Here is a 14,059-nt window from a genome sequence, read left to right as displayed (position 1 = left end):
TTTAGTACTTTAGTCAACTTTAAGACTAATTCAAAAACACAATGAAAAAAATACTTTACGCAGCAGTAGCATCGTTAGCTATAATTGCTTGTAAAAACGAACCTAAAGATTACGTTACTTTATCGGGTAAAATAACAAACATGAATTCTGATTCTTTAGTAGTTGTTAACCCACAGACTCGATATAAAAAAGTTTTAAAGCTAGATGAGCAAGGAACTTTTAGCGATACATTAAAAGTAAAACCAGGTGTTTTTATTCTTTTTGATGGTACAGAACAAACACAAGTATTCTTGAAAAATGGAGCAGATATCAACGTTACTCTTGATACTAAAGAATTTGATGAAACTGTAACATTTACTGGCTCTGGTGTAGCTGAAAGCAACTTCTTAAAAAAATCTGCTTTAGTTCAAGAAGAATTCTTTAAAGACTTAAATGGTTTATTAACTTCTCCTAAAGAAGAGTATGAAGCTAAAATGAAAGAGCTTTCTGATGATTACAACAAAAGACTTACTGGAGATTTAGACAGTGCTTTTGTTTCTAATCAAAAGAAAAGTATTGAGATGATGCAAATGCAATTAGGTAAAATGCGTGAGCAAAAAATGTATCTTGCTACTAAATTAGCTAAAGGAACTCCATCACCAAAATTCGAAAACTATGAAAATCACAAAGGAGGAACTACTTCTTTAGATGATTTAAAAGGTAAATATGTTTATGTAGATGTTTGGGCTACTTGGTGTCAACCATGTAAAAATGAAATTCCATCTTTAAAGAAAGTAGAAAAGCAATTCCATGATAAAAACATTGAATTTGTAAGCATTTCTGTAGATAAGAAAAATGCGCACGAAGCATGGAAAAAAATGGTAGCAGATAAAGAATTAGGAGGTGTTCAATTATTTGCTGATAACGATTGGAACTCTAAGTTTGTTAAAGATTATTTAATTAACGGAATTCCAAGATTTATATTAATTGATCCTAATGGAAATATTGTAACTCCAGATGCTCCAAGACCTTCTAATCCAAAATTAGTAGAATTGTTTAATTCGTTAGATATTTAAACGAATTAAATTTTAGACATAAAAAATCCTGCAACTTAGTTGTGGGATTTTTTAGTTAGACTAATCTTGTTTAGATTCATTAAAAATAAATATCTTTGCAGAATGAATTTTCTAGTAAAAGAAACATCCTATAAAATATCTTCTGGTCGTAGAAATTGCTATCAACTAGATTTAGGTTACAAAGTAATTGACTTTACTTTTTGTCAATTATTAGCCTTTCGTAAAAAAATTCTTCATTATTCTTCTTATGAATCTTTAGAAGCTATTATAGAGGAAGATAACTTTATACTTCTTTGGGTAGCGGATAATAAACATCTTCTGTATCTAGATGTTCCTCAAATTCTTGAATTAAGAGCTACTGTTCTTCCTATTTTTAGGTAATCTAACCTCTTTACTAAGACTACTTTTAAATTACATTTACAGCTCTTTTTAGAAACTTTATTACGTAACTTTATACTGTTAACCTAAAGATTAAAAACAGTATGGAAACAGCAATAAGAAGAGATATGATTTTGGATGTAGAAGTGGTGGATTTATTAAACCATCAAATAATGATGGAACAAAAGGCTTCTTCTAAATATTTGGCAATGGCTTCATGGTGTGATCAAAGAGAATTAAGAAATAGTGCTACTTATTTTTACAATCAAGCAGAGGAGGAAAGAACACATATGATGAAAATCTTTAAGTTCGTTAACGATAATGGCGGAAGCGCATTATCTCCAACAGTAGCTGAAGTTCCTCATGAATACGAAAGTTTACGTGCTGTATTTGAAGCTTCTTTAGATGCAGAAATAGAAGTAACAAAGGCAATTCATAATGTATTTAAAACAGCAAGAAAAACAAGTGACTTTACTTCAGAAATTTTCTTACAATGGTTTGTTACTGAACAAGCTGAAGAGGAGGAAAAAGTAAGAGACATTTTAGACATGATCGACCTAATGGATGATATGCCTTTAAAAATGATTGACGAACGTATTCCTACGGAATAATATATTAAAACAAAAACTAACAAAAAATCCCGCAACTAAGTTGCGGGATTTTATATATATATATTGATTCTAATAATCTTTTTACTAGTATCTATAGTGTTCTGGTTTATAAGGCCCTTCCACAGTTACTCCAATATATTCAGCTTGATCTTGACGTAATTCTGTTAACTCAACACCAATCTTAGCTAAGTGTAATTTTGCTACTTTCTCATCTAAATGCTTTGGCAGCATATACACATCATTCTTATACGCATCAGCATTGTTCCATAATTCAATCTGTGCTAATGTTTGATTTGTAAATGAATTAGACATTACAAAACTTGGGTGCCCCGTAGCACATCCTAAGTTTACTAAACGTCCTTCTGCTAATACGATGATATCAGTTCCGTTTAAGTTATACTTATCAACTTGTGGCTTAATTTCTACTTTCGTACTTCCATACTTGTCGTTTAACCACGCCATATCGATTTCATTATCGAAGTGACCAATGTTACAAACGATTGTCTTATCTTTCATTGCTTCGAAGTGCTCACCACGAACGATGTCTTTGTTTCCTGTAGTAGTAATTACGATATCAGCATTTCCAACAACCGTTTCTAATTTCTTTACTTCAAAACCGTCCATTGCAGCTTGTAACGCACAAATTGGGTCAATTTCAGTAACAGTAACAATAGAACCAGCTCCACGGAAAGAAGCAGCTGTACCTTTACCAACATCTCCATATCCACAAACTACAACTCTCTTACCTGCTAACATTACATCAGTAGCACGACGAATAGCATCAACTGCAGATTCTTTACATCCGTATTTGTTATCAAACTTCGATTTTGTAACAGAATCGTTTACGTTAATTGCTGGCATTGGTAATGTTCCGTTCTTTACTCTTTCGTATAAACGGTGTACTCCTGTTGTAGTTTCTTCTGATAACCCGTTGATTCCTTCAGCTAACTCTGGGTACTTATCTAACACCATGTTTGTTAAATCTCCACCATCATCTAAAATCATGTTTAACGGCTTACGATCTTCGCCAAAGAATAAAGTTTGCTCGATACACCAATCAAACTCTTCTTCGTTCATCCCTTTCCAAGCATATACTGGAGTACCAGCAGCAGCAATTGCAGCAGCAGCTTGATCTTGAGTAGAGAAAATATTACAAGAACTCCAAGTAACCTCAGCTCCTAAAGCTTGTAAAGTTTCAATTAAAACCGCAGTTTGAATCGTCATGTGTAAACATCCTGCAATTCTAGCTCCTTTTAAAGGTTGCTCATCTTTATACTCTTCACGTAAACTCATTAATCCAGGCATTTCTGCCTCTGCTAATTCAATTTCTTTTCTTCCCCAATCAGCTAAAGAAATATCTTTAACTTTGTAAGGAACATAAGTAGCGGTTTTTGTGCTCATATTTTTGTATATTTATATATCTAAATTTTTGAGTTGCAAAATTACGAAATAACTTTCTAAAATATGCCTATTCACAAAACATTAACGGTAAATGATACTTCTAAAGTATTGATTTGGAAGATTGAAGAGTCTTTTGAAGATCTTGCGGAGGAAATTGAGCTTACCCAAAATAGTGCTAATCGATTGAATAACATGAAGTCTGATTTGCACCGAAGAGGCTTTTTAAGTGTACGACATTTATTAAAAGAAGTTGGGTATACTGATGCTGACTTAGTATATGACGAATTTGGAAAACCTCACTTAAAAGATGGTAATTTTATTTCGATAACGCATTCCTTTACTTTCTCTGGAATTATTATTTCTCCTGAAAAACCTGTAGGAATTGACATTGAAAAACAGCGTGATAAAATTGTAAAAATTGCCCATAAATTTACTCCTATTGAAGAATATAAATCGATTGCAAATCACGACGCACTAGTTAGCAAGCTTACTATTGTTTGGGGAGCAAAAGAAAGTTTATATAAAATCTACGGAAAGAAAAAACTATTGTTCTTAGAGAATATTTATATTGAAGACTTTTCTTTTGAAACCAATAAAACTACTGGTAAAATATTATACGAAGGGCAAACTTCAGAGTATGATATTCACTTTTTAGAAACGGAAGGTTTTACTTGTGTATATGCGAGTTAAACATTTTTAAGCTATGAAAAAGACATCTTTTTTATTGATTTTATTGCTATTGATAAATTGCTCAAGACCACTATACATCAAAGACAAACATTTTAATTGTTCTTCTAACGAATTTATAATTGATTCAGACCTAAAAGAATTAGTGTATAAATCTTTAAAAAGAGCTGTTGTTACCCAAAAGGACATTCCTGATTATCGCTTACTATGGAAAAAACATCGAATTTATGTTGCAAGTGAATATCATGATACTAAAAAACATTATCCAACAATATCTGATTGGAAAAAAGATGCAAAAAACTTAAAACCAAACGAAGTCCCTAACAGTATTAATAACGTATCCTTTTGTTTAAAAACACAAAAAGAACTACAAAAAATAGCCAATAAAACTTGGGAAAATTTCCTACACCTGTCTTTTAAGCTTATCAAAATTGAAGAAAACAAAGCCACAATTAAAATTAACAACACTTGGATTGTAAGTAATAAACATCCTAAAACAAGCTACTTAAGTGGAGGTGGATATGTTTTATTATTCAAAAAATCAAATAACAACTGGGAATTTGAAAAAATTGAAGCAGCTTGGATATCATAATTTTAATTATAAACCTTTCTATATTTGCTTTTTTTAAAAGAAAAAAATGAAAATATCTGTTGAGTTAACATTAACTCCACTTCAAAACGAATTTGAAGCACCAACTATCGATTTTATAAAAAAGTTAAGAACTTCCGGGTTAACCATTCTTGAAAATCCATTAAGCACACAAGTATATGGTGATTACGATACAGTAATGCAACTCATTACTATTGAATTAAAGAACTCATTTGAACTGATAGATAACGGAATCTTATTAATGAAAATTGTAAAAACTGACCGTAGCGATTATGAGCCAAATTTTTGATTTCTTTCTAGCACCTTATAAAGACGCATCAACGTTTCAAATACTTTTAGAAGCTTTTGCTGCTATATTCGGGATTTTAAGTGTTTGGTATGCCAAAAAAGAGAAAATTGCTGTATATCCAACAGGAATTGTTAGTACCGCAATCTATGTATACATCTGCTATAAATTTGTACTATATGGCGATATGTTAGTAAACATTTACTATACCGCAATGAGTATTTATGGCTGGTACATGTGGAGTAAATTAGACGACCAGAAAGATCACATAAAAATCACGAAGAGCTCTACTACAGATAAATTAAAAGCTTTCGGAATTTTTATATTCACAGCTGCGTTTGTAGTTTTCGTTTATAGAAAATATAATGTAATGCCAAATACACTTAACCTTACAGATAGCATTTCGTATGCCTTCAATAATTTAACTTCTGGTAGTTTAGAAAAATTCAGAAAAGCGACTCCGTTTTTAGACACATTTACTACAGGAATTTTCTTTGCAGCAATGTGGTTGATGGCTAATAAAAAAATTGAACATTGGTTATTGTGGATTTTTGGTAATATAATTTCTATTCCGTTATATTTTGTGAAAGGTTTAGGTTTTACAGGAGTTCAATATTTTGTATTTTTAGTCTTAGCAATTCAAGGGTTTTATCAATGGAAAAAAAGCTTAAACAACAACCAATTAACTTAGTAAAAGTTGTTTTATTTGGACCAGAAAGTACAGGAAAAACTACTTTATCTGGTCAATTAGCGCGTCATTACAATACAGTTTGGGCACCAGAATATGCACGTGAGTATTTACAAGACAAATGGAATAACGAACGAAAAACTTGTGAGCAAGATGATTTAATTCCTATTGCTGAAGGACAAATGCAACTCGAAAATAATTTAGCTAAAAAAGCTGATAAGGTTTTAATCTGTGATACCGATTTACTAGAAACTAAAGTATATTCTGAAGAATATTATGGTGGGTTTGTAGATCCATTACTAGACGAAGCCGCTTTAGAAAATTCATATGACATTTATTTTCTAACTTATATCGACACTCCTTGGGAAGCCGACGATTTACGTGATCGCCCCGAGCAACGATTAGAAATGTTCAACGCTTTTGAAAATGCGTTGATGAAATATAAGCGTCCGTACGTTTTATTAAAAGGTGATAAAGAAACTCGTTTAAAAAAAGCCGTAGCAGTCATTGATGGATTGCTCTCTAAAAAAGACAACCTATATTCTTTTTCAGATACTCTAACAGATTTAGATATGCATTTTCTTCATCAAAGTACCGACATAACTAACCTACCAAGCTAATTGTGGATTTTAAAACACTATTCAACGAATTACAGTTTAAGGCAATTAGAAGTTCTGGTGCTGGTGGACAACATGTAAACAAAGTTTCTTCAAAAGTTGAATTATCATTTAACATTCTAACTTCAGAAGGGTTAACTACTTCAGAAAAGAATTTATTATTACAAAAACTGGGTAATAGACTTACCAAAAATCAAATGTTAGTTTTAACCTGTCAAGAAAGTCGTTCTCAACATCGAAATAAAGAGTTGGTTACCAAACGTTTTTTTGAAATCATTAAAAAAGGAACTACTAAACCAAAGGTTAGAAAAGCAACAAAACCTACCAAAGCTTCCATCAAAAAAAGAATCGATAATAAAAAATTACACAGTTTTAAAAAATCACTTCGTAAAAAGCCAAGTTTAGATTAGTTTTCTTCTTTTTTCATCGATCATTTTAAAAATAGGTTATAAATTTGCGGCGTTCTCATAAAGGGGTGCCTTTTTTGAGTTAGCAGTTTTTAATTCTCAGTTTTCAGTAACTCAAAATTAAACATTCTTAACTCATAATTAAATTTGGCTGAGATCATACCCAATGAACCTGGGAAAATAATGTTGCCAAGGGAAAATGAAGGTCATTACGAAGTAATTTAGGAATTACTGTGGCAATCTGTTTATAGATGAGATTACTTCGTCGTAAACTCCTCGTAATGATACTATAATTATTCAAAACATAAACATAGAATAATTACCTCTTTTTATTCGATTTTATTTTATAAAAAATGAGACCTGTGTCTTTTATTAAAAAAGTGAAGATAGTAGCTTTTTTAATGGTATTATTTGCAACCTTAACTGCAAATGCTCAAAACTTTATTATTTCTGGTAAAGTAACCAATACTAATCAAGAACCCTTAGTAGGTGCTACAATAGCTATTAAACAATTAAGGAAAGGAACTTCATCTGACTTTGAAGGGAATTTTAAAGTCAAACTTCCGAAAGGGAAACACGAAGTAGAAATATCTTATGTAGGGTATAAATCAGTTACAAAAACAATTAATATTCCTCAAGAGAAATCTCTAAACATTCAATTAGAATCTGATACTACTTTAGATGAAGTTTTAGTGTCGGCAGTACGTGTAAAAGCTGATGCTCCTGTAACGCATTCTAATTTAACAAAAAAACAAATTGCGAAACGTAATTTAGGGCAAGATATTCCTGTTTTAATGAATTATTTACCTAATGTAATTTCATCATCAGATGCTGGTGCAGGTATTGGTTACACCTATTTACGTGTTCGCGGTTCTGACGCTTCAAGAGTAAATATTACTATTAACGGAATTCCGTATAACGACGCCGAAAGTCAAGGTACATTTTGGGTGAATATTGGCGATTTAGCTTCATCAACTCAAAGCTTGCAGTTACAACGTGGTGTGGGTACTTCTACTAATGGATCTGGAGCTTTTGGTGCAAGTTTAAACATTTTAACCGATGCTGTGGCTAAAGAAGCTGGAGGAGAAATTTCTAATTCATTTGGTTCTTTCGGAACAAGAAAACATACTGTAAAGTTTACTACGGGTAAAATCAACGAACATTTCGAATTAGCAGGTAGAGTATCTAACATTTATTCAGATGGATATATAGACAGAGCTTTTACCGATTTAAAATCATTCTTCCTTCAAGGTAGTTATACTGATAATAATACGTTAGTTAAAGCTATTGTTTTTGGTGGAAAAGAAAGAACCTACCAAGCTTGGGATGGTATCGACAAAGATCAATTAGAAAAAGATCGTAGACACAATCCGTTAAGCTACGACAATGAAACTGACAACTATTGGCAAGATCATTATCAAATCCATTGGAATGAAAAATTAAGCAGTAATTGGTCTACCAACGTAGCTTTTAATTACACAAGAGGAAAAGGATATTTTGAGCAATTTAAAGAAAATAGAGATGCTGCTGATTACAAAGGTCTTATCGAAGACGGAAGTGATGTAATTGTGCGTCGTTGGTTAGATAATCATTTTTACTTCGGAAGCGCTAATGCAACGTATAAAAACGATTCTTTTGAAATTATCACTGGGGGTTCTTATGGTCATTATGACAACGATCATTATGGAGAAGTTATCTGGGGAACCGATTTAGCTCCTAATACAAACATAAGAGATCATTATTATGACAGTACATCTAAAAAAACTGATTTAAGTGTGTTTTCAAAAGCAACTTTTTCTGTTACAGATAACTTAAAAGCATTTGTTGACTTACAAGGTAGATTTGTTTCTTATAAAACTAATGGAGAAACCTCTAAATTAAAGCCTATTTCGGTTGATACTCAATTTAATTTCTTTAATCCAAAAGTCGGATTAACTTATAAGGTAAATGATGAGCATAGTTTATATGCTTCTTATGCAAAAGCCAATAGAGAACCAAATAGAAACGATTTCGAAGGAGGAACTACCCAACACGAAAGCCTAAACGATTATGAATTAGGTTGGCGTATGGCTAATGAAACAGTAAAGTTAAACACCAATGTTTATTATATGGATTATGATAATCAGTTAGTATTATCGGGTGCTATTGACCAACTTTCAGGAGAACCTTTAAGAACGACGAGTGGTAGTAGTTACCGATTAGGTATTGAAATTGATGCTGATATTAAGTTAGATGAAACATTACATATGAAACCTAATTTAGCATTTAGCGAAAACCGAAATAGAGATTTTTATGCTAAAATTGACGGAAAACTACAAAACTTAGGAAATACTCCTATTACATTCTCTCCTGATATTGTTTTTGGAAACGCATTTGTATATACTCCTATTGAAAACTTACAATTATCACTTTTGTATAAATATATAGGCAAACAATATATGAGTAACTTAAATAGTATCGTATCTAAGAATGATATTTTAGAAGATTTCTTTACAAGCGACTTTAATATTGTTTATGAAATAAAGACAAATAAAATATTTAAATCGATTGTTTTAACCGGTTTGGTAAATAACATCTTTAACAAAGAATATGTAGATAGAGGTTATTATTATACTTTTGATTATGATATAAAAGATAATTCAGGAAACGTAACTGGTACCAAAACAGGAGACGGTGCAGGATATTATCCGCAAGCAACAAGAAATTTCTTAGTAGGTGCTACTTTGAAATTTTAAAAATATAAAAATATTCAATGTTAAAACCGAGCTACTTAGCTCGGTTTTTATCTTTAAACATACTTCTATTTCCTCTTGATTTTATTAGTTTAAAAAATTAACTTCGTTTATGGTCGCTATAAGTCATTAAAGCAATACACAGCCAAGAATCCATTATATTCAATTAGAACAAACAAAATGCTAATTAAAAATAAAGGAATAAAAACAGACACTTTTTATATACCTCCTTTCGAGTTGAAGATTGGTGAAATAGTTGTTTTGTATTTATTCAATGGGCAACATTTCTACGATACGGAAATGTATCTTAAAGACATTTTCATAGGAAATATTAAAAACAAGAATGTCATTGTAAATCAAAAAATGACATTCGTTGAACATTTTATTGAACCTAAACTAAGACAAATATTTCGCCCAATAACTGTAGGTGAATATTTAAAAAAGAAAGCAAATTTAAAAAGTCCTTATGCCTCAAAAATTTATGAAATCGAATGGATAAACGAAAAGACTAAAATAAACACACTTCCAGGTACCCCAAGACGACTCCTAAGTCTATATACAACACTTTCAAAAACTAAAAACATAATATTTGATTTAGCTGGGCAAGATTATCAAGGAGCTCAAAAAATCTACAAAATAGTTAAAGAAGTAGTCAATAAAGGAGGTTCAGCAATCCTTTTGGATTGTTTTGAAGACATGAAAAATGACTGTACAAAATATATTGAATTACAGTACAATAAAATATAGAAGACTTGCTAAAAACAAAAATCCAGAGTTAAACTCTGGATTTTTTTATTGTTTATTTACTCTTCCTACAGCACAACTCACAAAAGATTTTGCTTTATGCAAAACTGTATTCTTGTCTCCTACTTCTGGATATCCTAGTTTAGACAGCTTTTCTTTCACTACTTCTAAAGAAGTTAACTCAGTAGAAAAACTTACTAATGATTTTTCTACATCTACTTCGGTATTTTCAACTTCTTCCAATGCATTTAATCCATTGATTATAGTATTAGCGCAACCACCACACTTTAAATTTTCTATATAAATTTCTTGCTTCATCATTCTTGATTTTGAATTTTCCAAGCGGTATAACCGCCTTTTAAATTATACACTGTATATCCATCTTTTTGTAAAATATCACAAGCTTTTTCTCCTCTACCTCCTAATTTACAATACACATATACTGGTTTAGATTTGTCTAAATTATGATGCACCATTTTTTTAAAATCGTCTGACTTTACATCGATAAGCGTAGCATCTTCAATATGTCCCAACGCATATTCTTGTGCTGTTCTTACATCTACCAATTGTATACTCTCTTTTAATAGAGGTTTTAATTCTTCAACAGTAATGGTATTCGTATTTTCTTTCTTTGTACAAGAAAACAACAATAAAACTACTAGAGTAAATAGGTAAAAAAGCTTTTTCATCTTTACTATTTTAATGTTGATGGACACACTGTTTCTGTTCTTAAAATATTCGTTTTTTTAATCGCACCATATCCTCCTGCTACATCTATTACATTATGATATCCTCTAGCTTTTAAAATTGAAGCTGCTATTACCGATCTATATCCTCCTGCACAATGAATATAAAAATCTTTGTCGGTTGGGAATTCACTAATATGATCGTTTAAATAATCTAACGGAGTACTTGGTACATCAACTATATGTTCGTTTGCATATTCTCCTGGTCTACGAGCATCAAAAACTGGTTCTCCGTTTTCTATGGCTTTTTCTAATGTTTCAGCAGTTACCGAACGTAAAGTATCTATTTCTTTACCTGAAGCTTTCCAACTTTCGAAACTTCCTTCTAAATATCCTAAAACATTGTCAAAACCAACACGAGATAAACGAGTAATTGCAGTTTCTTCTTCTCCTTGTGGAGTTACTAATAAAATAGGTTGGGTAACATCTTTGATTAATGCACCTACCCAAGGAGCAAATGTTCCTCCTAAACCAATAAAAATTGAATTAGGAATAAATCCTTTTACAAATTCAAATTGATGACGAACATCTAAAATAATAGCATCTGTTTGATTGGCTACTTTTTCAAAATCTTCAACAGATAATGCTTTTGCTCCCGATTTAATTACTTCATCGATAGATTTATATCCTTCCTTATTCATTTTTACATTTAAAGGAAAATACTCTGGTGGAGGTAATAACCCATCAGTAACTTCAGTAATAAATTCTTCTTTGGTCATATTAGCACGCAAAGCATAATTGGTTTTTTTTTGTTCTCCAATAGTTCCAACTGTTTCTTTACTTAAGTTTTTACCACATGCAGAACCTGCTCCGTGTGCAGGATATACAATAACATCATCGGCTAAAGGAATTATTTTAGTTCGTAAACTATCGTATAACATTCCTGCTAAATCTTCTTGAGTAATGTCTCCTTTTTGTGCTAAATCTGGCCTACCAACATCACCTAAAAATAACGTATCTCCACTAAAAATAGCATGATCTTTACCGTCTTTGTCTTTTAATAAATAAGTAGTACTCTCCATTGTATGACCAGGAGTGTGTAATACCGTTATACTAATATCTCCTACAGTAAATACTTCATTGTCTTTTGCTATATGTGCATCGAACTTTGTGTTAGCAGTAGGACCGTAAACTATTGTAGCTCCAGTTTTTTCTGCTAATGTTAAATGTCCGCTCACAAAATCGGCATGAAAGTGTGTCTCGAATATATATTTAATCTTTGCTCCATCTTTTTCTGCTCTTTCAATATAAGGCTGTACCTCACGTAATGGGTCGATTATAGCTACTTCTCCGTTACTTTCTACATAGTAAGCTCCTTGAGCTAAACAACCTGTATAAATTTGCTCTATCTTCATGTTAAATACATTTTATTCATACGCTTGGTGAATGTACTGAGCGTATTTTTGTTGATGTTTATTATCTCCTGTTTTATAAAAATTCACTGCGCCATTTGCACGCATAAAAAAGTGATTGATGTCAGACACTTCTAACATTCCACCTCTAAACAAGGCATCTCTTACAGGACCTTTAACTCCTGCAAAGTAAAAGTTGATTCCTTTTTTAGTATAGTATTTCACTCTTTCTTTTAGCATTTCTACTCCTGTACTATCTACCCTATTAATACTTTCTGCATCTAGTACAATCAATTTTAATGCCGCTCCTTTTTTTAATGTCATTTCTTCTAGTCTATCCCTAAAGTAGCTAGAATTGGCATAGAATAATTGGGCATCGAAACGGAATACCAATACTTCTTCTTCTACCAATACATCTTCAAAGCGGTTTTTATTTCTGTAAAAATCTGAATTCGGTACTTTTCCTAATTCGGTTACATAAGGACGAGAAGTTCTAAATATTAATACAACTAACGATAAGCCTACACCTGCTAAAATTCCATATTCAATACCAAATACTAAAGTGGCTATAAAAGTTGCTAATAACAGCCAAAAATCAAGATTATTCGCTTTAAACAATCGTACTGCTTCTCTTACGCTAATTAAATTAAATACAGCTACTATAATAATAGCTGCTAAAACTGTTTTTGGTAAATGATAAAATACGGGTGTTAAAAACAATAATGTTAGTATTACGATTGCTACCGAAACTAACGATGACATTCCTGTTTTTGCTCCTGCTTCTTCATTAATTGCTGAACGAGAAAAGCTCGAGGTTGACGGATATGCTTTAAATAATGATCCTGCCATATTACTCAATCCTAAAGCTATTAATTCTTGGTTAGGATTGATTCTATACTCGTCTTGTTTTGCTTCTAGAGATTTTCCTATTGAAATTGTTTCTAAGTACCCTACCATTACTAAAGTAATTGCAATAGGCATTAGTTCTCCTATTAAATCAAAATCAATTTCTGGAATTCCAAAAGAAGGCAATCCCGATGGAATATCTTTAACAATATCTACTTCTGAAAATTGACTCCCGAAAAGTTTCATGGCTACAATACCAAAAGCAACTACAATTAAAGCGCTTGGTATTTTTTTATTCAGTTTTCTTAGTGCAATAATTATTATACATGAAACAACTCCAATAATTGTTGTACTAGGGTTCAATAAACTAATATTCTCAAAGATGTCGTTTAGTACAATATGAATTTGATCGCTCTGAATAAATTCAACACCTAATAAATTTCGAAATTGATTTAAACCAATGGTTAATGCTACTGCCGATGTAAAACCTGTAATTACTGGCTTTGATAGAAAGTTTACTATAAATCCAAGTCGGAACACTCCCATTAAAAATTGAATTGCACCAACGACTAAGGCTAATAAAATAGCTATAGCTATATAACTTTCTGATCCTGCTAATGCTAAAGTAGAAACTCCTGTTGCTACAATTAGTGAATCCATGGCTACAGGACCAATTGCTACTTGTCTAGAGGAACCAAAAATTGCATACATAATTTGTGGCACTAATGCACAATACAATCCATAAATTGGTGGTAATCCTGCAATAAGTGCATAGGCAATTCCTTGTGGAATTAACACAATTGCTACAGTTATACCTGCTATAAAATCGCCTTTAAAATGTGATTTATTATAATTAGGCAACCACTCTAATATTGGTATGTTTTTTTTGATATTCACTA

16 protein-coding genes are annotated in these 14,059 nt (G+C 31.6%); 11 read left to right on the top strand and 5 right to left on the bottom strand.

Translation table 11 applies throughout. The features are described 5' to 3' along the window. Nucleotides 1–41 precede the first annotated feature (41 nt). From WH52_RS13825 to WH52_RS13815, 3 genes are all read left to right on the top strand, one after another. The gene (locus WH52_RS13825; RefSeq protein WP_086031556.1) at nt 42–1,055 is read left to right on the top strand and encodes a TlpA disulfide reductase family protein; all 1,014 of its coding nucleotides are present in this window, start codon (nt 42–44) and stop codon (nt 1,053–1,055) included. Between the two features lie 102 nt (nt 1,056–1,157). After that, nucleotides 1,158–1,436 carry a hypothetical protein gene (locus WH52_RS13820; RefSeq protein ID WP_086031555.1) on the top strand — a complete coding sequence of 93 codons (279 nt, stop codon included), beginning with the start codon at nt 1,158–1,160 and terminating at the stop codon, nt 1,434–1,436. Between the two features lie 101 nt (nt 1,437–1,537). Next, a complete protein-coding gene (locus WH52_RS13815) occupies nt 1,538–2,044 on the top strand; it encodes a ferritin (RefSeq protein WP_086031554.1) in 507 nt (168 codons plus the stop codon). A gap of 84 nt (nt 2,045–2,128) precedes the next feature. Here WH52_RS13815 and ahcY read toward each other — a convergent pair whose 3' ends face one another. Continuing rightward, on the bottom strand, nt 2,129–3,445 hold the full coding sequence (ahcY, locus tag WH52_RS13810; protein WP_086031553.1) for an adenosylhomocysteinase: 1,317 nt from the start codon (nt 3,443–3,445) through the stop codon (nt 2,129–2,131). 63 nt (nt 3,446–3,508) lie between these two features. Between ahcY and WH52_RS13805 the strand changes: the two genes are divergently transcribed. The 8 genes from WH52_RS13805 to WH52_RS13770 all read left to right on the top strand — a co-directional run bounded on the left by WH52_RS13805 (nt 3,509) and on the right by WH52_RS13770 (nt 10,219). After that, a complete protein-coding gene (locus WH52_RS13805) occupies nt 3,509–4,135 on the top strand; it encodes a 4'-phosphopantetheinyl transferase family protein (protein ID WP_086031552.1) in 627 nt (208 codons plus the stop codon). A gap of 13 nt (nt 4,136–4,148) precedes the next feature. Beyond that, entirely contained in the window at nt 4,149–4,724 is a 576-nt protein-coding gene (locus tag WH52_RS13800) for a hypothetical protein (protein ID WP_086031551.1), read from the top strand. Nucleotides 4,725–4,770: 46 nt separating this feature from the next. Continuing rightward, nucleotides 4,771–5,031: a hypothetical protein gene (locus tag WH52_RS13795; protein ID WP_086031550.1), complete on the top strand. Its 261-nt coding sequence runs from the start codon at nt 4,771–4,773 to the stop codon at nt 5,029–5,031. Continuing rightward, nucleotides 5,015–5,719 (top strand): nicotinamide riboside transporter PnuC, encoded by a 705-nt coding sequence (pnuC, locus tag WH52_RS13790; protein ID WP_086031549.1) that lies wholly within the window; start codon nt 5,015–5,017, stop codon nt 5,717–5,719. The genes WH52_RS13795 and pnuC overlap by 17 nt, the downstream gene beginning before the upstream one ends. Next, nucleotides 5,683–6,336, top strand: a complete 654-nt coding sequence (locus WH52_RS13785; protein ID WP_086031548.1) for an AAA family ATPase — start codon at nt 5,683–5,685, stop codon at nt 6,334–6,336. The genes pnuC and WH52_RS13785 overlap by 37 nt, the downstream gene beginning before the upstream one ends. A 2-nt stretch (nt 6,337–6,338) precedes the next feature. Continuing rightward, nucleotides 6,339–6,743, top strand: a complete 405-nt coding sequence (gene arfB, locus WH52_RS13780; protein WP_086031547.1) for an alternative ribosome rescue aminoacyl-tRNA hydrolase ArfB — start codon at nt 6,339–6,341, stop codon at nt 6,741–6,743. Between the two features lie 377 nt (nt 6,744–7,120). Continuing rightward, on the top strand, nt 7,121–9,475 hold the full coding sequence (locus tag WH52_RS13775) for a TonB-dependent receptor (protein ID WP_086031593.1): 2,355 nt from the start codon (nt 7,121–7,123) through the stop codon (nt 9,473–9,475). 177 nt (nt 9,476–9,652) lie between these two features. Continuing rightward, a complete protein-coding gene (locus tag WH52_RS13770; protein ID WP_086031546.1) occupies nt 9,653–10,219 on the top strand; it encodes a hypothetical protein in 567 nt (188 codons plus the stop codon). Nucleotides 10,220–10,264: 45 nt separating this feature from the next. Here the strand turns inward: WH52_RS13770 and WH52_RS13765 are convergent, their stop codons facing one another. From WH52_RS13765 to WH52_RS13750, 4 genes are read right to left on the bottom strand one after another with little or no spacing between them, the layout of a single operon-like run. After that, complete coding sequence (locus WH52_RS13765; protein ID WP_233131573.1) at nt 10,265–10,537, bottom strand: heavy-metal-associated domain-containing protein; 273 nt, start codon at nt 10,535–10,537, stop codon at nt 10,265–10,267. After that, complete coding sequence (locus WH52_RS13760; protein ID WP_086031544.1) at nt 10,534–10,905, bottom strand: rhodanese-like domain-containing protein; 372 nt, start codon at nt 10,903–10,905, stop codon at nt 10,534–10,536. Before WH52_RS13760 ends, WH52_RS13765 begins: the two co-directional genes overlap by 4 nt. Before the next feature lie 5 nt (nt 10,906–10,910). Then, entirely contained in the window at nt 10,911–12,317 is a 1,407-nt protein-coding gene (locus WH52_RS13755; protein ID WP_086031543.1) for an MBL fold metallo-hydrolase, read from the bottom strand. Between the two features lie 12 nt (nt 12,318–12,329). After that, complete coding sequence (locus WH52_RS13750) at nt 12,330–14,057, bottom strand: SulP family inorganic anion transporter (protein ID WP_086031542.1); 1,728 nt, start codon at nt 14,055–14,057, stop codon at nt 12,330–12,332. Nucleotides 14,058–14,059: the final 2 nt, after the last annotated feature.

The organism is Tenacibaculum holothuriorum (assembly GCF_002120225.1).
GTDB lineage: Bacteria > Bacteroidota > Bacteroidia > Flavobacteriales > Flavobacteriaceae > Polaribacter > Polaribacter holothuriorum.
The sequence above is the reverse complement of the archived record's forward strand: the minus strand, read 5'-3'. Positions and strand labels throughout refer to the sequence as shown.

Bases quoted from the DNA above. Each gene is read 5' to 3' on its own strand.
- WH52_RS13825 (WP_086031556.1), top strand. From the start codon at position 42: ATGAAAAAAATACTTTACGCAGCAGTAGCATCGTTAGCTATAATTGCT.
- WH52_RS13820 (WP_086031555.1), top strand. From the start codon at position 1,158: ATGAATTTTCTAGTAAAAGAAACATCCTATAAAATATCTTCTGGTCGT.
- WH52_RS13815 (WP_086031554.1), top strand. From the start codon at position 1,538: ATGGAAACAGCAATAAGAAGAGATATGATTTTGGATGTAGAAGTGGTG.
- ahcY (WP_086031553.1), bottom strand. From the start codon at position 3,445: ATGAGCACAAAAACCGCTACTTATGTTCCTTACAAAGTTAAAGATATT.
- WH52_RS13805 (WP_086031552.1), top strand. From the start codon at position 3,509: ATGCCTATTCACAAAACATTAACGGTAAATGATACTTCTAAAGTATTG.
- WH52_RS13800 (WP_086031551.1), top strand. From the start codon at position 4,149: ATGAAAAAGACATCTTTTTTATTGATTTTATTGCTATTGATAAATTGC.
- WH52_RS13795 (WP_086031550.1), top strand. From the start codon at position 4,771: ATGAAAATATCTGTTGAGTTAACATTAACTCCACTTCAAAACGAATTT.
- pnuC (WP_086031549.1), top strand. From the start codon at position 5,015: ATGAGCCAAATTTTTGATTTCTTTCTAGCACCTTATAAAGACGCATCA.
- WH52_RS13785 (WP_086031548.1), top strand. From the start codon at position 5,683: ATGGAAAAAAAGCTTAAACAACAACCAATTAACTTAGTAAAAGTTGTT.
- WH52_RS13770 (WP_086031546.1), top strand. From the start codon at position 9,653: ATGCTAATTAAAAATAAAGGAATAAAAACAGACACTTTTTATATACCT.
- WH52_RS13765 (WP_233131573.1), bottom strand. From the start codon at position 10,537: ATGATGAAGCAAGAAATTTATATAGAAAATTTAAAGTGTGGTGGTTGC.
- WH52_RS13760 (WP_086031544.1), bottom strand. From the start codon at position 10,905: ATGAAAAAGCTTTTTTACCTATTTACTCTAGTAGTTTTATTGTTGTTT.
- WH52_RS13755 (WP_086031543.1), bottom strand. From the start codon at position 12,317: ATGAAGATAGAGCAAATTTATACAGGTTGTTTAGCTCAAGGAGCTTAC.